This is a genomic window from Cetobacterium somerae, assembly GCF_022430525.1.
In the GTDB taxonomy this organism is placed as follows: domain Bacteria; phylum Fusobacteriota; class Fusobacteriia; order Fusobacteriales; family Fusobacteriaceae; genus Cetobacterium_A.
Map to the genome: position 1 here is coordinate 120,007 of NZ_CP092520.1, position 22,186 is coordinate 142,192.

Below are 22,186 nucleotides of genomic sequence, written 5' to 3' on the forward strand. Positions count from 1 at the left end.
GACAATAAATGAGCAATACAAAAATAGGAGCAAGAAATTTGTCAGATAAAGAGTTAGAAGTTTTGTTGCCAAATTGGGAAGATATATTTTCAGAGATTGTTAAAATAAGAGATAGCTCGATAAGAAAAGATGAAGAAGACTCAATATTAAAAGAGGAACCTGAGTTTGAGAAACATCATAATAATGTATTTTCAATATTAGGAGAAAGAGGAGCAGGAAAAACGTCTGTTCAATTAAGTTTGAAATATAGACTGATGGAGCACTATAAGAATAAAGAAGAATATAAGAATGATACTATTTTACAGCTGATAGTTCCACAAGATATGGAGGGAAATTCAAGTGCAATAGGGTGGATAATTGCTTATTTTTCAAATTTAGTTGAGAAGATAGAAGAGGATTTTAAAGAAAATAGGCAACTGTTTTATTATGAAAAGAATTGTAAAATTAATCCAGTATTAATGAAATTTAAAGAGTTAAAAAAATCTTTTTTTATAAGAAGTGAAAGTTATAAAAATAGTATAAATAGTGATAACTCTATAACAGAGTACATAGAAAGAAATGGAGAGGTAATAAAAGAGGATATAAATCTTTCTAAAAAATTTAAAGATTTTATAGATGAGTATGTAAAGTATAAAAAAAACGTAAATAAAAACAATGCTTCCGAGCCATTAATACATATATTTTTTGATGACGTAGATATAAGTAATAAAAAATGTTTAATGGTATTAGAAACAATAATGAGATATCTTTCTCATGCAAATATAGTTGTTTTTGTAGCAGGAGATTATTCAACATTTAAAGAGACAATAACACTAAAATATTTAAAAGATGATGGATTGTTGTATAAAGACTTATTGAATGAAACTTTTGAAAAATGTACTGCTTTAGAAGTTCGACAGACATTAGCGTATGATTATTTGAAAAAAGTACTATCGCCAGCTTTAAGGTATGAACTAAAAAAATATAATTTAGATGAAAAGAAAGACTTTAAATATGGTAAGCTAGATGACAATAAATTTAAATTAAAAAACTTAATTGAAGAAAAATTAGGAAATAATTTTAATAATATCTATTATGATCTTTTAGATTCAAAACCTAGAGGACTTATGAATATATACTATTTTTTAGAGAGTGCTAAAAAATATGAAGAGTTAGATGAGAAGAATAAAAATCTTTTTATAAAAAGAATATTAAATATTATAATTGATTCATCTAGTATATTGAATATAGAAAAAGAAAGCATAGAGGAGTTAATAGAGATTCAAGATAAAAAAGTAATAGTTAATTTTGAAAAATTTAGTTTTAAAGATTTCTCTGAACAAAATTTATTGAAACTGTATTTAATGGTTTTTATAGATGAATTAATAAATGAGAATCAAACTATATATGAAAAAGAGATTTTAAACTATTTTGTAGAATATTTTAAAACGAATTTAAACCTAGCTTCGATATCATACAGTTCTAAAGAGATGTATGATATATTCTTAACTAAGAGTGATTTAGTAAAAAATATTGAATTGTTTCATCTCATAAGAAAAGAGCTAGGGAATAGAAAAATAGAGGAGAGTGATTTTATAAGTGCTTACGTTCAAAGTTTAACTTTAATTTTACAAGGGCAATCTATTCCTGATTATTTTTGTGAAAATCTAATTTATAATAAAGAGAAGATTAAAAGAATTATTGAAAAACTTCAGAATAGTAATAAGATAGAGGAAAATCAAGTTAGAAAAGAGATGGAATTTATATTTCAAAATTTGTGTTTAGTAGATGGGATTAGAGATATTATAGAGGAACCTTTAAATATTAATTTGGATGAATGGAAAAAAATATGTGGTGGAATAAAGAAAAAAAATAACTACGAACTACTTTCAGAAAAAAGCTCTCGTTGCTTAGAGAGTAATTTTAAAGAGTTTGGTTTAGGTAGTATGAATATAATGGATACTAGTCTAATTGAAAAGTTGGAAAATATGAGAAAAGATGTAAGAGATATACTAAATACTGCAGAACTTTTAGAGTTTGAATTAGATAATAAATTACAGGAAATAATTGAGTTAGAAGATGAGTGGAAAAATATATTTTTAAGAAAAGATATAAATATTGATGAACAAAGAGAAAAAAGAACTAGATTAATAAATGATTTAAAACAAGAATATTCGAATAATTTGGAAATTGGAGATTTTGTTGAGTTAAGTAAGATAATTCGAGGTGGATTGTTCAGAGAGTTTAAAATTAATACTTTAAAGTTAGATGAAGAGTTACAAAATTTAGGGATAATTTTAGAGAGTAATTCAATGGAGGCAGTAGAAAAACAGATAAAAAAGATCGAGAAAAGTATACAAAATGAAGAGGGTAATTTACAAAGAGTGATGAAAATACGTGAAATAGTAAATAAACTTGATTTTCTTAAAATCCATTATATGGTCTTAAATGAAACTTCAAAATGTAATGAAATAGATGTAAAAGCAGAATTAAATTCAAGTTTTCTTAAAATTAGAGAGAATTATATTGAAATATACGAAAAAGAGCTGAATCACTATTTATATGAGTCACTGTTTAAAAGCAAACCATTAAAAGAGATATCACAGATGTTAGATGATATAGATGAAAGAATTTTTGAATTGGAAAATGGACTTATTTTAAGTAAAGAAATCTTGTCAATAAAAGATGAGGTAATTTTAAATATTATAAAAGAGAGTGCATATTCAAGATTACTTAATTTAAATAACTATATAAATCCAATGAAGTTCTTAAAGTTATCTAAAGATAGTATTAAGAATATAAGAGGACTTTCTTTAAATCAAGGAAAAGATGTAATAAATAAAGAGTTAATTTATGTACAAAATTATATATTAAAAAATATAAATATGAGTAGGGAACAATTTATGAATATAGAGTATGAAGAGTTTGTATCAGATTCTAATTATATAAATTTAAAAGTTTATTTAAACTTATTTAAGATGCTGCTAAAAGAAAAGATGGAGAAAAGTAAAATAAAAATAGCTGGGTCTAGAGAAGAGAAGTTAAAGAGTTTAGAAAAGAGTTTGAAGACTAAAACAAAATTAAAAAACTTATTTAGTGAGAGTAAAAAATGAAAATAGATACAAAATATATAGATAGAACATTGAACACAATACTATCTCCTTTTAGAAATATAGAGTTTTTTGAAAATGATATCTTTAAAAATTCCAAGAATATTAGCGAAGTTTTAAATGAATTATATCCTATATTAAATAAAGAAATAGAAATTTTAAATTTAGATGAATTAGAATTAACATTTAAAAAATTTTATGGATTATCTTTTCAAAAGTTAAAAGATAATCCGGAGAAGAGATATTTACAACTTTTAAAATCTTTTAGTGAAAGTTTTTTAACTCATAGAGATGGTGAAATAACTTTTAAATATTGGAATAGTGAAAAAGACATTTTTAAAGCTTTTGACAGTGTGGAAAAAGTTTTAATTTGGAATAGTTTAACACGAATAATTCCAACAGATATAATTGGAGTTTTATTTTTAAGGGCAAATAAACTAAATGATTTAGAAAACTTGAAAAACTATTCATCTATAATAAAATTAGAGGATAAGCAGTTAAATTCAATACTAAAAAAAGGTATCTCTGAAACTCATCTTCATGCATCTGCTTCAACAGATTTTTATAACTCTTGGAAAAATTTAATGAGATTAAAAAATAGAAATGAAAGTTTTTATGAAGATAGAATACTGGGAAAATTTGAAAAGTTAGAGAAATTTAAAGTTTTAGCAGCTATATATAGAATTTTATTAGCGGATTTTATATGTAAAAGAGATGAAGATGAGTTAGATTTCAAAAGATATCTAAAAGAGAAAAGAAAGGACATATATTATAAATTAGAATACAAAGAGATAAAAGATGGAAATACTCAAGAGTTGGAAGAAATTTTTCATAAGTTAAAAGAGAATATAATTTCTAATGGAAATTTTACGGTTGAAGAGTTTGAAAAGCTAAAAAATGGTGATATTTTAAGATATATTTGGAAAGAGGAAGATATAGAAGAGTTAAAAACAAATGAAGAAAATATTTTTTTAATGAAGTGTTTAAACTATTTAGATTTAGGTGAAAATAAAGATAAAATATTTTTAGAATGTTTCTTTGATTATTTAAAAGTAAAAAATGTTTATTTTAAAATTATGGTTCAAGGAAATAAAGTTAAAGGTTTAGATATTTTTACTAATTATTTTAAAAGGTCAACAAAAATAGGTGCTGATGAAGATGAATATTGGTGGGAGCATAGAATTAGAACTCAATTTAAAGATTCTAATTTAAAAAAAGTTGAATTTAGAATTTCACCAAGTACATCATTTGACATTATGAAAAAAGAGTTATTAGCTATTTTTCAGAGTTATAAAAAAGTTTTAGAAAGTGAGTTTTTTGACGGAGATATAGATTTTCCAAAAATAGGTATAATATACCATTTTATTAAAAGTAGAGATCAATCAAAACTTCAAAAATGTTGGTATAAAAAGTGTAAAAATAAGTCAGAGCACGGATTATTAAATTTTAATAAAAATATAATTCAATATGAAAAAGAAAAAAAGAATATTTTAGAATTAAGAAAAATTAGAAATCTATCAAAATATATTGTAGGAGTAGATGGTGCAAGCATTGAGAACAATACAGAGCCTTGGGTATTTACATCTATTTATGATGGGATAAGAGATAGTGATAATGGTTATAGATGTGATAGTGGACGAGGAATAAAAAGTTTAGGTTTTTCTTTTCATGCAGGAGAGGATTTTAGACATATTATAACAGGCATAAGAAGAATAGATGAAACTATGAAATATTTTAAATATCATTCAGGTGATAGAATAGGTCATGGGATAGCCTTAGGTGTAGATATGAAAAGATGGTGTGAACATCATCCAGTAATAATACTTCCTAGAGTAGAATATTTTGAAAATTTAATTTGGATGTGGGGAAAAAGTCGAGAACGTATCTTAGAAATGAATCTTACTTATTTGGAGAAATTAATTTTTGACACAGGAAAAGATATATATGGGAAAATGGATGGGATAACAATATTTAATTTATGGGAGATGTATTGTAAGAAGTTTGAAAAATTTCATGTAGAAGATATTAGCACAAAAGGTTATAGTCCATGTTTAATATCAGTAGATTCAAATATTGAAGAGTTAGGAAGAGAGAGGTTTGAAAGAGTTTTGTGCTTTAAAGATAAAAATCAAATATGGACACTAGAAAGTCTATTAAAAGCATATCACTGTGAAAAATATTTGTGTAGAATGAATGAACCTATTCAAATAAGAATAAAAAAAGAGGAGATAGAGATATTTGAAAAGCTTCAAAAATTAGTTTTGAAAAAAATATCTGAAGATGGGATAATAATAGAAACTAATCCAACGTCAAATATGGCAATAGGGGAGTTAAAAAGTATTTTTGAACACTATATAACTAATTTAAATAGATTAGAGTATGAAAAAGATGATGAAAATTATAAATATTTAATGGTTAGTATAAATAGTGATGATCCATCTGTTTTTAATTCTATATTAAGTAATGAGTTTGCTTATATATATTATTCTTTGATAAATGAGGGGTATCCAAAAGAGGTAGTTTTGAGATGGATAGATAAGGTAAGAGAGTATGGTATGAATAGTAGTTTTATAGATGATAAAAAGCAAAATTTAGATAAAACTATAATTGAGTTATGCGAAATAATAGAGACTTTAAATAAATATTAATAAATTATAAAATTATAGTTAGAGGTAGAGTTTGATGCTCTGCCTTTTGACATAAATAAAGGAGATGAGTAAATGAAAAAAGAGAAAGTTTTTAAATTTTTATCTATAGCTGTAATGCTTTCTATATTTTGGTTTTCTCATCAAGATGCCAAAGAGTCAGCTAGACAATCAACATATGTAAAAAAACAAGTAAATAAAGTTATAGGTAAAGGAATAAAATATAATATTAGAAAAAATGCTCACTTTTTTATATATATGGTTTTAGGAATGAGTTTACTACTAAGTAGAGAAAAAGCAGGAAAAAGAGAGATTTTAGAAATAGTGGGATTTGTAATACTATATGCTATTAGTGACGAGTTTCATCAAAGTTTTATACCTGGAAGAGGGACTTCTTTTAAAGATGTATGTATAGATACTTTAGGTGGAACAAGTGGAATTTTAGTAGTAAAAACGACCGCTTATACTAGAAATATATACTTTTATAATGAAAGTATTGTAAAATAAGGCTGAAAAGTTGATGGTACTATTTTATACACAAAAGTCCATAAAAATGACTCTTTAATTTGAGATTTAAGGCGTTCGTTTGAAATTGGCCTAATTAGTAGTCATAGAGTTAAAAAATAGTATACAAGAGTATAAAAAGCCGAATAAGGACATGTTCTAAAAATGTATTACAAATATAGAATATTTTGTTAAAAAAATTGCAGAATAATAATTCTGCAATTTTTTTTTATTCAAAATAATTAGGAAATTTCTCTTTAAATAACTCTAGTTGAGGGCAGATATTTCTAAGATGTTCAGAAATTATCTGATTAAACAACTCTTCATTTTTTGTTTCGAGAGCTTCTATAATCTGACTGTGTTGCTCAATTACTTTAGTAGCGTTTATTTTAGAGATTGTGTCTAAAAAACGAAATCTATTATAATCTTGGCTAATATTTTCAATAGAGTTCCAGATACTTGAAAATCCACATTTATTAAAAATAGTAGCATGAAATTGATTATCTAAATAAAAAAATTCTTTAATATCACTTCCAAACTCTAAAATTCCATCTTGAAATTTAACTAATTTTTTTAACTCAATTATATCTTCTGGTGTTAATTTTTCTTGTGCAACTTTAAATACAGATTTCTCAAGAGATTCTCTCATAAACATAGCCTCATCTAATCGAGAGGTACTAATTTTAGATATAAAAGTTCCTTTTTGAGGATAGATATTTACCAAGTTATCTTCAGATAACTTAATAAAAGCTTCTCTAATAGGAGTTCTACTCATATTAAAAAGTGAACAAATCTCAGGCTCACTAATCATATCTCCTGGAACATAAGAAAAATTTATAATATTTTCTTTTAAAGTTCTATAAACATATTCACGGTTACTTTCTTTTAAATTTTTTAAAGCGAATTTCATCATAAAAAAATCCTCCCAAAATTTCGTATTTCTCAACTTGTATATTAGCATTTTTGTAAAAAATAAGCAATGTTAGAACTATATTTATATTTTAAATGGGTTAATTTCAAAATATAAATATAAAAAACGAACAAAAAATTTGACAAAAAAACAAATAAGAAGTATATATATTAATATACAAGTTGAAAGTAAAGTAAAAATGGAGGTTATAAAGTTATGAGAAAATTTTTTAATTTAGTTTTATTTTTATTTATAGCAACAGTTAGTTTTTCTTTTTTTGGTAGTAAAGAGAAAACAGTGGAGTGGAAGTTAGGGCACAATGCAAATACAGATCATATTTGGCATGAAACAGCAGTTAAATTTTCTGAAGCTGTAGAAACTAAAACAAATGGAAAGGTAAAAGTTAAAATTTTTCCAAATGGTCAATTAGGATCAGAAACAGATATGATTAATAGCGTAAGATTAGGAACTTTAGATATGGTTTTAACTGGAGAAACATTACAAAACTGGGCACCAAAAGCAGCACTAATGGCTGTTCCATATGCTTTTAGAGATTTAAATCATATGAATACAGTACTAAATGGTGAGATAGGGCAGGAGATAAAAGAAAATATTCAAACAAATGCAGGATTAATTCCACTTTATTATCATGAGAGAGCGCCAAGAAACCTTACAACGAATAGAGAGATAAAATCTGTTGGAGATTTAAAAGGAATGATTATTAGAGTTCCAGATGTTCCAATCTTTGTAAAAACTTGGGAAAAGTTAGAAGCTAAACCAACTCCAATGTCATTACAAGAGGTATTTACATCTCTTCAACAAAATACAATACATGCACAAGAAAATCCATATGATTTAATATATAGTTTAGGATTTTATGAAGTTCAAAAGTATGCTTATGAAACAGAACATGTAATCCAATGGATATATGCAACAGTTGGTGAAAAGCAGTTTAATAAACTAACACCAGAGCAACAAACTGCAGTTTTAGAAGCAGCGGAAGAAGCTCAACTGTTTGCACAAGGTAAGTTCCAAGAGTTTGTAACTACATCTAGACAGAACTTATTAGATAAAGGAATGAAAATTGTATCAGTAAACAAAGAGGAGTATCAGAATAAAATAATGCCAGAGATGCAAAATATTTTAACACCAGAGCAGTATGAGCTATATTTAAAAATAGTTAATACAAAATAAGAAAGGATGGGATTATGAAAAAAGGATATATAGAAAAAACATTGGAATGTATGGTTATTATTAGTTTTTTAATGCTGATATTAGTTGTGTTTTTACAAGTATTTGCTAGATTTTTTTTACCAAAAGCACCCTCTTGGACAGAGGAGCTTTCTAGATTTTTATTTATATATTCGATTATGACAGCAGCACCCTTAGCTTTAAAAAGAAATGAATTTGTTAGAGTAGATATTTTATTAGTTAAACTAAATAAAAAACTACAACATGTATTAGAAATAATAACATATGTTTTATTAAATATTTTTTTCCTAATAATAGCTTATGAAGGATTTACATTTGGTGAGTTAGGATTAAAACAAACATCACCAGCTATGGGAATTCCAATGTATCTATCTTATGGAACAATCTGTTATTCAGGAGTATTCTTATTAATATATGGATTACAGATTCTTAAAGATAAAATTACTAAAAAGTCAGATATAAAAATAAGTGCAATTAATTTAGAAGAAGGGAGAGTAGAATGGAATTAATGTTATTTGGAGTATTTTTTATACTTTTATTCATAGGAGTTCCAGTAGCTTTTTGCTTAGGATTATCATCTTTTGTTTATCTTTTGCTGAGCGATATACCTTTAGTTGTAATACCTCAAAAGATGTATGCTGGAATAGATTCATTCACTCTACTTTGTATTCCAGGGTTTGTATTGGCTGGAAATCTTATGAATGGTGGAGGAATAACTGAAAGAATTATAAAATTTTGTAACGCCTTTGTCGGACATATTAGAGGAGGATTAGGATTAGCAAATATTGGATCATCGATGGTTTTTGCAGGAATATCAGGAACAGCTTTAGCTGATACAGCTAGTATTGGTGGAATAATGATTCCAGCTATGAAAAAAGAAGGATATAATCCTGACTATGCAGTAGCAGTAACAGCAGCATCCTCAACAATTGGACCAATAATCCCGCCAAGCTTACCAATGATTATAGTTGGAACTCTAACAGGGATATCAGTATCAAAAATGTTTTTAGCAGGAGCTATTCCAGGATTACTTTTAGGTCTAGGGATGATGGCAGTTTCTTATAGAATATCTATAAAGAAAAATCATCCTCAAGGAGTTAAAGTAACCTTAAAAGAAAAAATTAACTGTTTTAAAGATGCTTTTTGGGCAATTATGCTTACAGTTTTAATTCTATTTGGAATTTTAGGAGGAGTCTTTACTCCAACAGAAGCATCGATAGCAGCTGTGTTATATGCTGTTATAGTTGGAAAGTTTATATATAAGGAGTTGAAATTTAAAGATTTACCAAAAATACTTTTAGATTCAATGGTTGGAACATCAGCTATTATGTTATTAGTGGGATTTGCAAATATATTTGCATGGATTTTAACAAGCCAACAAGTTCCTCAAGCCATAGCAGAAGGGGTTTTAGGAATATCTCAAAATAAATATATTGTTTTAATACTTATAAATCTACTTCTTTTATTTGTGGGAACATTTATGGAAACAATAGCTGCATTAGTTATACTATTTCCAGTTTTACTTGGAATAGTTATACCTTTAGGAGTGAATCCAATTCAGTTTGGAGTTATGGTTGTTTTAAATTTAATAATAGGACTTACAACACCACCAGTAGGGGTATGTTTATTTGTAGCTTCTAGTATTGGAAAAATATCTATGGGCGAAGCAATAAAAGCGATAGTTCCATTTTTATTAATTAGTTTAGTGGTATTAGGAATGGTAACATTTATTCCTGCAATAAGTTTATATTTACCAAATTTAATATTAGGATAAAAAGGAGTTCAAATGAAAGCGATAATAGTATCTAAACCAAAAGAATTACAGATTGTAGAAAGAGAAATACCTAAAATATCTGAGGCAACAGACGTACTAGTAAAAATAAAGGCAGCAGGAATATGTGGTTCTGATGTTCATATTTATCATGGAACTTCTCCAGTGGCAACTTATCCAAGAGTAATAGGACATGAAATGGTTGGAGAGGTTATAGGTGTTGGAGAGGGTGTAAAAGATTTAGAGATTGGAGATAAAGTCGTTGTTGAACCGATGATTGCATGTGGTGAATGTTATGCATGTAAGTCAGGAAGACCAAATGCATGTTCATCTCTTAAAGTTAGAGGATGTCATGTAGATGGAGGATTTCAAGAATATTACGTAGCTCCTAGAAAAAATATATTTAAATTTGACAGTTCAATCTCTTGGGAAGAAGCAGCTATGATAGAACCATACACAATAGCTGATCAAATAACTTGGAGAGCAGATATAAGAAAAGGAGATTATGTTTTTATAATTGGTGCAGGACCAATAGGACTATGTGTTTTAGAGATGGCTAAATTAAAAGGTGGAATTTGTATAATTTCAGACTTTAATGAAAAAAGATTAAAAGTAGCTAAAGAGTTAGGTGCTGATTATGTAATTAATCCAAATTTAGAAGACCCTTTAACTAAAGTTAGAGAGATAACTAATGGAATGGGGTCAAATGTAACAATAGATGCAGTTTGTTTACCAAAAACATTTGAGCAGGCTATTGAAATAACATCTGTAGCTGGAAGAGTTATGTGTTTAGGATTTTCTAAAGACACTTCAGAAATTGCTCAGTTAGGTATAACTATAAAAGAGTTAGATGTTAGAGGTTCAAGACATCAGACATATAAATTTGCAAATGTTGTAGAGCTATTTAATGATAGGAAATTACAAGCTAAAAAATTAGTATCAAATGTTATCCCTTTTAAAGAGGTAGATAAAGCGATGGATTTAATAGAAAATAAACCAAATGAAATTTGTAAAATAGTACTTACATTTTAAATAAAAGGAGAAAGACAACATGAAAATGACATTTAGATGGTATGGAGAGGGAAATGATAGTGTAGAGTTATCTCAAATTAAACAAATTCCTGGAGTGGAAGGGATAGTTTGGGCACTACATGATGTTCCAGTTGGGGATGTTTGGCCAATGGATAGAATATTAGAGATAAAAGAACAAGCTGAAAAAGCAGGATTACATATAGATGTAGTTGAAAGTGTAAATGTTCATGAGGATATAAAATTAGGATTACCAACAAGGGACCAATATATTGAAAATTATAAAAAAACAATTGAAAATTTAGCCAAAGTTGGAGTAAAAGTAATTTGTTATAACTTTATGCCAGTATTTGACTGGACAAGAACAGATCTTTTTAAAGAGTTAGAAGATGGATCAACAGCACTGTTTTATGAAAATGCAAAAGTAAAAGATGTAGATCCTATGGAACTTATAAAAAGTGTAAGTAAAGGAAGTGAAGGATATACAATGCCAGGTTGGGAACCTGAAAAATTTGCAAGATTAGAAAGTCTATTTGAAGCATACAAGGAAGTTGACGAAGAGAAGTTATGGGAAAATTTAAGATATTTCTTAGAGCAGATAGTACCTGTAGCAGAGATAAATGGTATAAAAATGGCGATTCATCCAGATGATCCACCTTGGTCAATATTTGGGTTACCAAGACTTATGACGTCAGGGAAGAATTTGAAAAGATTATTAGAGTTAGTTGATAGTCCATCAAATGGATTAACTCTTTGTTCAGGTTCATTAGGTGCAAGTCCAGAGAATGATATCCCATCTATAGTAAGAGAGTTTTCTGATAGAATACCTTTTACTCATATAAGAAATGTAAAGATATATGAAAATGGAGATTTTATAGAAACTTCACATAGAACATGTGATGGATCTATAGATATATATGATGTTGTAAAGGCTTATCATGAAGCTGGATTTGAGGGGTATGCAAGACCAGACCACGGAAGACATATTTGGGGAGAGAAGTGTAGACCAGGATATGGATTATATGATAGAGCTCTTGGAATAATGTACATGTGGGGAATATGGGATAGTTTAAATAGACAAGAGAAGAGAGGGTAATGCTTATGGAAAAAGACAGTATATCTCAAAAAAATCCTAAGTGGTTACACTTTGGAGCAGGGAATATATTTAGAGGATATATGGGAAAAGTTCAACAAACTTTAATTGAAAAAGGATTAGAGAGTACAGGTATTGTTGTAGCTGAAACTTATGATGGTGAAATTATTGAAAAGGTATTTAAGCCATATAACAATGAAACGATTCTAGTTACTTTAGATAAAGAGGGAAAATTTAAGCCAGAAGTAATAACGAGTATAGTTGAAAGTATTGATGCAACAGCTGAAAATTGTGAAAGATTAGAAGAGATCTGCACAAGTAAAGATTTACAAATCATAAGCTTTACAATAACTGAAAAAGGGTATAATTTAAAAAATGGAGTAATAGATCCAAATCATTTAATGGCAAAAATAACATCTTTACTATATTTACGTTATAAGAAAAATAAGGCTCCAATAGCTCTCTTGAGTATGGATAACTGTTCTGCTAATGGTGATAAAATAAAAGAGGCTGTAAAAACAGTAGCCAATGAATGGCTAAAAAATGGTTTAGTGGAGAAAGAGTTTTTAAATTACTTAGAGGATGAGAAAAAAGTAAGTTATCCAATAACGATGATAGATAAAATTACACCTAGACCATCACCAGAGATTAAAGAGTTTTTAGAAAATTTAGGATTCTCAAATATGGATATAATAGTGACTAAAAAAAATAGTTATACAGCACCATTTGTAAATGCAGAGGTACCAGAGTATTTTGTTGTAGAAGATAAATTTCCAAATGGAAGACCGAAGTTCGAAGAAGCAGGGGTTATATTAACTGATAGAGAATCTGTTGAAAAAGTTGAACGAATGAAAGTTACAACTTGTTTAAATCCTTTACATACGACGTTAGCTATATTTGGATGTTTATTAAATAAGAAGACTATATCTGATTGTATGAAAGATTCTTTATTAAATACTTTAGTGAGAAGGTTAGGATATGAAGAATCTTTGATAGTTGTAGAAGACCCTAAAATAATTAATCCTAAAGAGTTTTTAGAAGAGGTTTTAGATGAGCGTTTTTCAAATCCGTTTATACCAGATCAACCACAAAGGATAGCAACAGATACATCTCAAAAAGTTGGCATTAGATTTGGAGAGACTATAAAAGCGTATTTGAAAGATGAGAAGTTAGATGTGAAAAAAATGAGATTTATTCCTTTAGTTATAGCAGGATGGATGAGATACTTAATGGGTGTTGATGACAATGGAGCTGAGATGGCTTTAAGTAGTGATCCACTGTTAGAAGAATTAAGAGAAAACTTAAAAGGGATAGAATATTTAAATTTAAGTAGTTATAAAAAAGGAAGTTTAAATAAAATTCTATCTAATGAGAGTATATTCGGAGTGGATTTAGTTGCTGTTGGTTTATCAGAAATAATCGAAGAATACTTTTTAGGTATGGTTGGAGAGGTAGGAGGAGTTAGAAAAACTTTAGAAAGAGTTGTAGAGTAATCTACAGCTCTTTCCTTTTTCAAATTAGTTATTCAATATATAAACCTTATTATATTCTTATATAAGACAATTGTATAAAAATATGTTATCATTATCCTTAAAAATAAAAAAAGTTTTTTAAAAAGTGGGAGGGGATTATGATTAAAAAAATATTTTTATTAATTATTGGGATACTTACTCTTTTAGGATGTGAAAAAAAGGAGGAGAAGAAAGAGGAAAAACCTCTTGTTATAGTTCAAGGGTCAGATGCAAGAACAATGGATCCACAAAAAGCTATTGATACTCCAACGGTAAGAGTTTATAATCAAATTTATGATGGACTGTTAAAAAAAGATAAGGATATGAATATTGTTCCTGGGTTAGCAGAGAGTTGGGAAAAAATTGATGAAAGAAAAACTATTTTTAATTTAAGAAAAAATGTGAAGTTTCATAATGGAGAGACGCTAACAGCGAAAGATGTTAAATTCACATTAGATAGAATGAAAAATCAGCCAACTGTTTCATTTCTTATAAGTGAGATAGAGGCAGTAAATGTTATTGATGATTATACAGTGGAGATAGTAACGAAAGATGGTTTTGGACCACTTCTTAGTCACTTATCCCATCCTGGAGCTGTTATATTAAATGAAAAAGCAGTAACAAATTCTAGTGAAAAATATGACCAAAACCCAGTTGGAACAGGACCATATATTTTTGATAAATGGCTAGCAGGAGATAGAATATTTTTAAAAGCTAACCCTGACTATTATTTGGGAAAAACACCAATAGAAAGTGTTATAATAAAGTCTATTCCAGAAGGAACAAATCGTACAATAGCCTTAGAGACTGGTGAAGCTGATATAGTTTACGATGTTGAACCAGTTGACATAGATAAGATAAAAAGTAATGAGAGTTTAAAGTTTTTAATGGAACAATCTTTAGGAAATGCTTACTTAGGATTAAATACTCAGCATAAACCTTTTGATGACGTAAGAGTAAGACAAGCTATTGCTCATGCTATAAATGTTGATGATATAATAGAGGTTGCATATAAAAATACTGCAGTTCCAGGGAATTCACCATTGAGTCCAAAAATTCCAGGGTATAATAAAGATGTTAAAAATTATGAGTATAATGTAGAAAAAGCTAAAAATCTTTTAGCAGAAGCAGGATACCCAAATGGATTTAAAACTTCTATTTGGATAAGTGATAATACAATTAGAAAAGATATAGCAACAATTTTACAAGACCAATTTAAAACAATTGGAATTGATGCAACTATTGAAACTCTTGAATGGGGAGCGTATATAGATAGAACTGCTGCAGGAGAACACGATATGTATATTTTAGGATGGATAACTGTAACAGGAGATCCTGATTATGGTCTGTACCCAGTATTCCATAGTTCAGCTCATGGAAGACCAGGAAATAGATCTTTCTATTCAAATGCTACTGTGGATAAACTTCTTGATGAAGCAAGAGTTTCAACAGATCAAGAGAAAAGAATGGCTAACTATAAAGAGGCTCAAAGAATAATTCAAGAGGAGATACCATCTGTAACTATGGTTTATAACAATCAAAATGTTGCAACTCAAAAATATGTAGAAAATTTTGTTCTACATCCTACAGGATATTTTGATTTATATAATGTAGAATTTTCTAATAAATAAAAGAGGTGAACTATGAATATATCAAATACTCCAGCTAAAGATGTTGTAAACTTTATGAAGAAATCTCCAATAGCTATAATAGCCATTGGAAGTATTGAGTATCATGGAGCTCAAGCTCCCCTTGGAACAGATTACATAATACCAGATTATATAGTATCAAAACTATCTTATAGAGATGATGTTTTAACTCTTCCTCCAATACCTTATGGGAACTGTCAATCAATTAAAGATTTTCCAGGAACTATAAATATAGGAAGTACTAATCTTATAAATATTCTAAATTCTATTGTGGACTCTTTATTAAATAGTGGATTAAAGAAATTTATATTTGTTAACGGTCATGGCGGAAATATATCAGCTTTAGATCAAGTGGGACTAGACACTTTTGAAAAAGGTGGGTTAGTAGCAACTATTGATTGGTGGAATTTAGCCAAACTTTTAAATCCAGATTATGATGGTGGTCATGGAGATATCCAAGAAACTAGCACAGTTATGGCAATAGATAGAGGTTCTGTAAATTTAGAATATTGTGAACCATTAGTAATAAATGAGTTATCAGATGAAATAACTAATAAGTACATAACACTTCATAACTATAAAAATGGAAATGTTAAAATAATGAGAAGTTTTAAAAGCGTTGTTCCGAATGGTTGGATAGGACCTTATGATCCTAAAAATTCAACAGTAGATCTTGGAGAGCGAATACTTGTAGATGTGATAGGTTATATCGAGGAGTTTATTGAAAGTTTTAAAAAAGCAGAATAAATTTAAATAAATTAAAGTAGTGTGAACGCACTACTTTTTTTGTTTAAAAATATAAGGTATGGTATAATATAAGAAAAATATATGGTGAGGTGAAAGCATGATTAAGAAAAGTTTGCCAGTGGGAATAGATGATTTTAAAGAGATAATAGAAAGTAATTGTTATTTTGTAGATAAATCTTTATTAATAAATGAACTATTAAGTAAAAAATCAAAAGTGACGCTATTATCAAGACCAAGAAGATTTGGAAAAACTTTAAATATGTCAATGCTGAACTATTTTTTTAATATAGATGATAAAGATAACAATAAAAAGTTATTTGAAGGACTAGCTATTTCAAATACAGATAAAATGAAATATATGGGAGAGTATCCAGTAATATATATAAGTTTGAAAGAGATAAAAGTTAATAATTGGGATCTTTGCTTAAATAAGTTGCATCTTTTATTGCAAAATGAATATGATAAATACAATTTAACTTTGGAGAAGAAAAGAGAAAATCAAGAAAATGCGATTTTAGATTTATCAAAATTTTTATATGAAAAATATAAGAAGAAAGTGATAATACTAATAGATGAATACGATACACCATTAGTTACAGCACACTCACAAGGATATTACGATGAGGCAATATTTTTCTTTCGAAACTTTTTAAGTGCAGCATTAAAAGGGAATCCATATTTAGAGTTTTCAGTACTTACAGGTATATTAAGAGTAGCTAAAGAAAGTATATTTTCAGGACTAAACAATCTTGCAGTATCAACAATTTTAGATAGAGATTTTAATCATTTTGGTTTAACTGAAGAGGAAGTAGAAGAGTTGTTAAAATACTATGAATTAGAGTATGAATTAGAAGAGGTTAAAAAATGGTATAACGGATATAAGTTTGGAAATAAGTTAGTTTATAATCCATGGTCATTAATTAATTTTGCTAGTAAAAATGAGTTAAATCCTTATTGGGTAAATACAAGTGATAATACCTTGATAAAACAATTATTGACTAAAAACGATGAAAAGGTATTTGAAGAGTTAGAGCTAGTATTTAAAGGTGAAACAATATGGGAAACAATTTCGGAGAATATAATTTTTGATGATTTAGATAATATAAATACTATTTGGTCTTTAATGTTATTTTCAGGATATTTAACATATGAAGATATAAGAATTTCTACAATAACTGGACTTAAATCATATTCATTAAAAATACCTAACCAAGAGATTAAAAGTTTCTTTAGACAAAGTTTTATAGAAACGTATACAAAAGGAGATGTACATTTTTATGGTCTTATGATGGAAGATCTGTTTTTGGGGAATCTAACTTCATTTGTGAATAGATTTAAAAAAATGTATGCCTCAGCTATAAGTTATCATGATACAGGGGATAGTGAAAAGTACTATCATCACTTTATGCTAGGTTTACTTTTAACATTAGGAGACAAATATATAATAACTTCTAATAGAGAAAGTGGATATGGAAGATATGATATAGCTTTAGAACCTAAAGATAAAAGAAATTATGGGTTAATATTTGAATTTAAAATAGGGGACAAAAACTCTATTGAAGAGAAAGCTAAGGAAGCTTTAACTCAAATAAATGAAAAGAAATATGATACATCTATGAAAAATAATGGAGTATCAAAAGTTATAAAGATAGGAATGGCTTTTAGTGGCAAAGATGTAGCTATTGAAAGTGAAGTTGAGTAAATAAAAAAGTTGTAGAGTGAAAATCTACAACTTTTTTCAATTTTTTAAAATTTAAATAGTTCAACAATGTTAATATCTAAAGCTTTTGCAAGTTGATCTATTTTTTCTAGAGATACACTTTTTACTCCTCTTTCAATATCACTAATATAACTTCTATCAATATTAGCAAGTTCTGAAAGTTTTTCTTGGGTTACTTTTTTTTGGTTTCTAATTTCCTTTAAACGTTTTCCAAATTTTATTTTTATATTCATTTTTTAATTTTATGTTATTATAAACATAAAAAAGGAGAGAGTATAATGAAGAAAAAACTTCCAATAAATATAGATGATTTTAAAGAAATAATTGAAAGAAACTACTATTATGTAGATAAGACAGACTTCATAGATGAAATTTTAGAAAAAAGAGTGGCTGTAGAATTAATAGCAAAACCTAAAAAATTTGGAAAAACTCTAAATTTAAGTACATTAAGATATTTTTTAGATAAAAAAGATGCTGAGTATAATAAAAAACTATTTACAGGATTAAATATAGAAGCATCACGAAATATGAGTGAACAAGGAAAATATCCAGTAATATATATTTCTATGAAAAATATTATGGAGAAAAAGCTGTTATTTTAATAGATGAATATGATGCTCCAATGTTAGATGCATTTGGAAAGGAATCTTTAGGAGATATAAAAAGTTTTTTAATGAGTTTGTATGGAAGTGGATTAAAGGATAGCCCATGTAAATTTGCAGTTATTACAGGAACAACAAGGATTATAATGGATGAAGTTAATAACTTAGCTGCATCTACAATTTTTGATAAAAACTTAAAATATTTTGGAATTTCAGAAAAAGAGTTGAACGAAATTTTGAAAGAGTATGATTTAACAGACAATTTAGAAGAGATTAAAAAATATTATTCAGGATATGTTATTTCAGGAGAGATAGTGTATAATCCATTAGAGATATTTAGATACTGTTTAATTCCTCAAGTTGGAGATATGTATGACACTGGTCTTGAAAAACTTTTAAAAAATTTAATAAAAAAAGAGTTGGAATTAGATCTACATGGATTTAGTTTTAGAGAGTTTATTGTAACAAATGAAAAAACTAAAAAAGATCTATTGAAAATATTTCGTGAGGAACTCTTCACCTGTAGAATCTGAAAAAATAGAAATGGATTTTAAAGGTATGGTATAATATAAGAAAAATAGATATGAAAAAAGAATAAAAGATTGAGGTGAAATTAAATATTAAAAATCAGATAGAACTTTCAAAAGTAGAGGAGAAGATTAGTAAACAAAAAGCTAAACAACTTTTTGACTCTGGAGATATTAAAGCAGTGCAAATAGGAACTTTTGAGGGACTTCAGTATATTCACAAATATTTATTTGAAGATATATATGATTTTGCAGGAAAGTTAAGAACAGTTAATATAGCTAAAGGAAATTTTCGTTTTGCACCTTTAATGTATCTTGAACACTCGTTAAAATATATAGACACTATGCCTGAAACAACATTTGAAGAGATTGTTGAGAAATATGTTGAAATGAATATTGCTCATCCTTTTCGTGAAGGAAATGGAAGAGCAACTCGTATATGGCTTGATTTGATATTAAAACAAAATATCAAGCAAGTAATTGATTGGAATCTTGTTGATAAGGATGAATATTTATCAGCTATGGAAAGAAGTGTTATTAAAGATATTGAAATTAAATACCTTTTAAAAGCAGCATTGACTACTGAAATTAATGACCGTAATCTATTCATGAAAGGAATAGATATCAGTTACTACTACGAAGGTTACAGTGAATTTACTACAGAAGAGTTATAAATTAGAGTAAATAAAAAAGTTGCAGAAAAAAATCTGCAACTTTTTTTAATACACAAAAAATACACAAAGCTAAAGTAAAATAGTATAAAAAATTTATATAGATTCAGGAGGAGTAAATGAAAAAGTTATTAGGTTTAGTAGTTTTGTTTTCAACAGTAGCATTTTCAAGGGAGTTAACACTAGAAAGTGCAATTGACTTAGCTTTAGAAAATGGAAAAACTATTAAAACATCTGAACTTTCTAAAGAGAATGCAGAGTTAAATGTAAAAAGAGCTTTTAAAACAGCTTTGCCAAAGGTTACTTATAACGGTCAATTTCAAAGAGCGGAACATACTACACGTAGTATGATAGATATATTAGATTCAGATGGAACAATAGGTAGAGGAGAAAAAAGTGGTTACTCACAAAGTGTTGGACTTTATCAACCACTATTTAGAGGTGGAGCTATAACAGGTGGTGTTTTAGGTGCTAAAGCATCTAAAAATATAGCTGATTTATACTTTTGGGCTGAAAAAAGAGATGTGAGACTAGATATCATATCTTTATATTCAAGTATAATAAATTTTGAAAAAAACTTAACAGTTTTAGAAAGCTCTAGAAAAGAGTTGCAAGCTAGATATGATAAACAAAATGAGCAATTAAATTTAAAGTTAGTTACAAAAGCTGATCTATTGAAAACTGAGTACTCTATTTTAGATTTAGAGGCTCAAATAACTGGAACTAAAACAAATTTAGAAATAGCTAAAAAGGATTTAAAATTAAAGTTAATGATTCCAAATAACGAAGATATTACTTTAAAAGATTTCCAAGTACCAGAAAATCTAACTTCAGGAATTGATTTTGGAAAAGATTTAGACGAAGCACTAACAAATAGTTTATCTGCTAAATTGGCGGTGAATAAAGTGGATTATGCTCAAGCTGAAAAGATGGTTGCAAGATCGAGTTTATTACCACAAGTTGATGCATTTGCAACATATGGAACTTCAAAAGAGAGTCATAACTTTGAAAATAGTTTCGATAATGCCGAGTGGAGAGGTGGAGTTTCTGTGAAATGGGATGTATTTTCATTTGGAAGTGGAATTGATGAATATAATGTTGCTAAGAACAATGAGAGTATAGAATCTTTAAATAAAGAGCTAACATCAGATAGTATAAAACTGTCTGTTACAAAAAATTATAGAGAGTTGATACGTTTACAACAACTGAAAAACTCTAGAAGTAAAGCTTTAGAAGCAGCAACAGAAAACTTTAATATAGATACAGAAAGATACAATGCGGGGCTTATTTCAACTGTAGATTTCTTATTATCTGAAAGTCAATATAGACAGGCAACTGTAGATTATAACTCAGCAGTATTAGATTATTATGTAGCATTTGAAACATATAGATCGTCGCTTATATAGTATAGAAAACAATAATTGGAGGGAGAAATAGTGAAAAAATTACTAGGAATATTAATATCATTAATACTAATTGGATGTGGTAATGGTAGTGCAAAACAAAACTCAAAAGAAAAGCTAGGAAAAAATATTAAAATATCTGAAGTAAAACCAGAGTTAATAACAAGACTAAATATATCAAGTGGAGTGACGGAACCTTTAAATGAGGTTAAAGTTGTAACTAAAACAGGTGGAACAGTTAAAGAAATAAACTTTAAAAATGGTGATAAAGTAAAAAAAGGTCAAATTATATTAGTCTTAGAGGATCAAGAAGTGCAATCAGCTTATTTAAAAGCTCAAGCAACATATGTTTCTAATAAAGCAGACTTTGAAATAAAAAGAAAAAACTATGAAAAGTTTAAACAACTTTACGATAAAAACCTTATATCAGAGGATGAATACCTAGCTAAGAAGACTGGGTATTTGCAAGGTGAAAGTGATTTGAAAAGTTCAGAAGCGACGTATTTATCAGCTAAAAAAGATTTTGAAGACTTAGTTGTGAAATCTAAATTAGATGGAGTTATTACAGATTTAAATCTGAAACTATATGAAAAAATAGCTGCAAATACTGATTTAGTAACAGTTGTAGATATTAGTAAAATTCTTGTAAAAACAGGAGTTTCTGTTCATGAGATAAGTCAACTATCTGTTGGAAATAAAGCAGAGATAGATTTAGAAGGAATTGAAAATAACTATTTTGGTAGTGTGTATGAAATAAATCCCGTAGCTAATAAAGATAATAAAAAATATCAGATAAAAGTAGAGATTGAAAATTTAGAAGGAAAAATAAAAAAAGGAATGTACTCTAAGGTTTTAGTTGAAACTGGTAAACAAAATGGATATTTAGTTCCTAAAAATGCTATTGTCATAAAGGAGTTATACTCATATATCTTTGTTGTAGAAAATGATGAAGCTAGAAGAATAAAGATTGAAAGAGGATATTCTAACGGAGACAAGCAAGAGATAATAAGTGATGAACTTTATTCGAATATGAAGCTTGTAACAGAGGGACAATTTTTATTAGAAGATAGAGATAAAGTTAATATTATAGAATAGGGGGAACA

The 22,186-nt window shown here is 27.7% G+C and carries 17 protein-coding genes and 1 pseudogene; 16 read left to right on the forward strand and 2 right to left on the reverse strand.

From position 1 onward, the window contains the following. Positions 1 to 8: 8 nt before the first annotated feature. From MKD34_RS09635 to MKD34_RS09645, 3 genes are all read left to right on the forward strand, one after another. Positions 9 to 3,092 (forward strand): transcriptional regulator, encoded by a 3,084-nt coding sequence (locus tag MKD34_RS09635; RefSeq protein ID WP_240221122.1) that lies wholly within the window; start codon positions 9 to 11, stop codon positions 3,090 to 3,092. Further along, positions 3,089 to 5,737: an amidohydrolase family protein gene (locus MKD34_RS09640; protein ID WP_240221124.1), complete on the forward strand. Its 2,649-nt coding sequence runs from the start codon at positions 3,089 to 3,091 to the stop codon at positions 5,735 to 5,737. Before MKD34_RS09635 ends, MKD34_RS09640 begins: the two co-directional genes overlap by 4 nt. Positions 5,738 to 5,809: 72 nt before the next feature. Next, positions 5,810 to 6,241 carry a VanZ family protein gene (locus MKD34_RS09645; RefSeq protein WP_240221126.1) on the forward strand — a complete coding sequence of 144 codons (432 nt, stop codon included), beginning with the start codon at positions 5,810 to 5,812 and terminating at the stop codon, positions 6,239 to 6,241. 226 nt (positions 6,242 to 6,467) lie between these two features. On the opposite strand, the gene MKD34_RS09650 is transcribed toward MKD34_RS09645, so the two are convergent. Continuing rightward, positions 6,468 to 7,151 carry a GntR family transcriptional regulator gene (locus tag MKD34_RS09650; RefSeq protein ID WP_240221134.1) on the reverse strand — a complete coding sequence of 228 codons (684 nt, stop codon included), beginning with the start codon at positions 7,149 to 7,151 and terminating at the stop codon, positions 6,468 to 6,470. 213 nt (positions 7,152 to 7,364) lie between these two features. Between MKD34_RS09650 and MKD34_RS09655 the strand changes: the two genes are divergently transcribed. The 9 genes from MKD34_RS09655 (at position 7,365) to MKD34_RS09695 (ending at position 17,862) form a co-directional block, all read left to right on the forward strand. Next, on the forward strand, positions 7,365 to 8,342 hold the full coding sequence (locus MKD34_RS09655; protein ID WP_240221136.1) for a TRAP transporter substrate-binding protein: 978 nt from the start codon (positions 7,365 to 7,367) through the stop codon (positions 8,340 to 8,342). A gap of 14 nt (positions 8,343 to 8,356) precedes the next feature. Further along, entirely contained in the window at positions 8,357 to 8,869 is a 513-nt protein-coding gene (locus tag MKD34_RS09660) for a TRAP transporter small permease (RefSeq protein ID WP_240221138.1), read from the forward strand. Then, complete coding sequence (locus MKD34_RS09665; RefSeq protein ID WP_240221140.1) at positions 8,860 to 10,134, forward strand: TRAP transporter large permease; 1,275 nt, start codon at positions 8,860 to 8,862, stop codon at positions 10,132 to 10,134. Before MKD34_RS09660 ends, MKD34_RS09665 begins: the two co-directional genes overlap by 10 nt. A gap of 12 nt (positions 10,135 to 10,146) precedes the next feature. Further along, positions 10,147 to 11,163, forward strand: coding sequence for a zinc-binding alcohol dehydrogenase family protein (locus MKD34_RS09670; RefSeq protein ID WP_240221142.1), 1,017 nt, complete (start codon positions 10,147 to 10,149; stop codon positions 11,161 to 11,163). A 19-nt stretch (positions 11,164 to 11,182) separates the two neighbouring features. After that, positions 11,183 to 12,256, forward strand: a complete 1,074-nt coding sequence (gene uxuA, locus MKD34_RS09675; protein ID WP_240221144.1) for a mannonate dehydratase — start codon at positions 11,183 to 11,185, stop codon at positions 12,254 to 12,256. Positions 12,257 to 12,261: 5 nt separating this feature from the next. Continuing rightward, entirely contained in the window at positions 12,262 to 13,746 is a 1,485-nt protein-coding gene (locus MKD34_RS09680; protein ID WP_240221146.1) for a mannitol dehydrogenase family protein, read from the forward strand. A gap of 137 nt (positions 13,747 to 13,883) precedes the next feature. Beyond that, positions 13,884 to 15,395, forward strand: coding sequence for a glutathione ABC transporter substrate-binding protein (locus MKD34_RS09685; RefSeq protein ID WP_240221148.1), 1,512 nt, complete (start codon positions 13,884 to 13,886; stop codon positions 15,393 to 15,395). 12 nt (positions 15,396 to 15,407) lie between these two features. Beyond that, positions 15,408 to 16,160, forward strand: coding sequence for a creatininase family protein (locus MKD34_RS09690; protein ID WP_240221150.1), 753 nt, complete (start codon positions 15,408 to 15,410; stop codon positions 16,158 to 16,160). 97 nt (positions 16,161 to 16,257) lie between these two features. Next, entirely contained in the window at positions 16,258 to 17,862 is a 1,605-nt protein-coding gene (locus MKD34_RS09695) for an AAA family ATPase (RefSeq protein WP_240221151.1), read from the forward strand. Positions 17,863 to 17,906: 44 nt separating this feature from the next. Here the strand turns inward: MKD34_RS09695 and MKD34_RS09700 are convergent, their stop codons facing one another. Further along, positions 17,907 to 18,113, reverse strand: a complete 207-nt coding sequence (locus MKD34_RS09700) for a helix-turn-helix domain-containing protein (protein ID WP_240221153.1) — start codon at positions 18,111 to 18,113, stop codon at positions 17,907 to 17,909. Between the two features lie 45 nt (positions 18,114 to 18,158). Between MKD34_RS09700 and MKD34_RS09705 the strand changes: the two are divergent. From MKD34_RS09705 to MKD34_RS09720, 4 genes and pseudogenes are all read left to right on the forward strand, one after another. After that, a pseudogene (locus MKD34_RS09705) lies at positions 18,159 to 19,015 on the forward strand (AAA family ATPase). A gap of 68 nt (positions 19,016 to 19,083) precedes the next feature. Beyond that, positions 19,084 to 19,683, forward strand: a complete 600-nt coding sequence (fic, locus tag MKD34_RS09710) for a protein adenylyltransferase Fic (RefSeq protein ID WP_240221617.1) — start codon at positions 19,084 to 19,086, stop codon at positions 19,681 to 19,683. Positions 19,684 to 19,799: 116 nt separating this feature from the next. Next, positions 19,800 to 21,086, forward strand: a complete 1,287-nt coding sequence (locus MKD34_RS09715) for a TolC family protein (protein WP_240221155.1) — start codon at positions 19,800 to 19,802, stop codon at positions 21,084 to 21,086. A gap of 30 nt (positions 21,087 to 21,116) precedes the next feature. Next, entirely contained in the window at positions 21,117 to 22,178 is a 1,062-nt protein-coding gene (locus MKD34_RS09720) for an efflux RND transporter periplasmic adaptor subunit (RefSeq protein ID WP_240221157.1), read from the forward strand. The last annotated feature ends 8 nt before the right edge of the window (positions 22,179 to 22,186 follow it).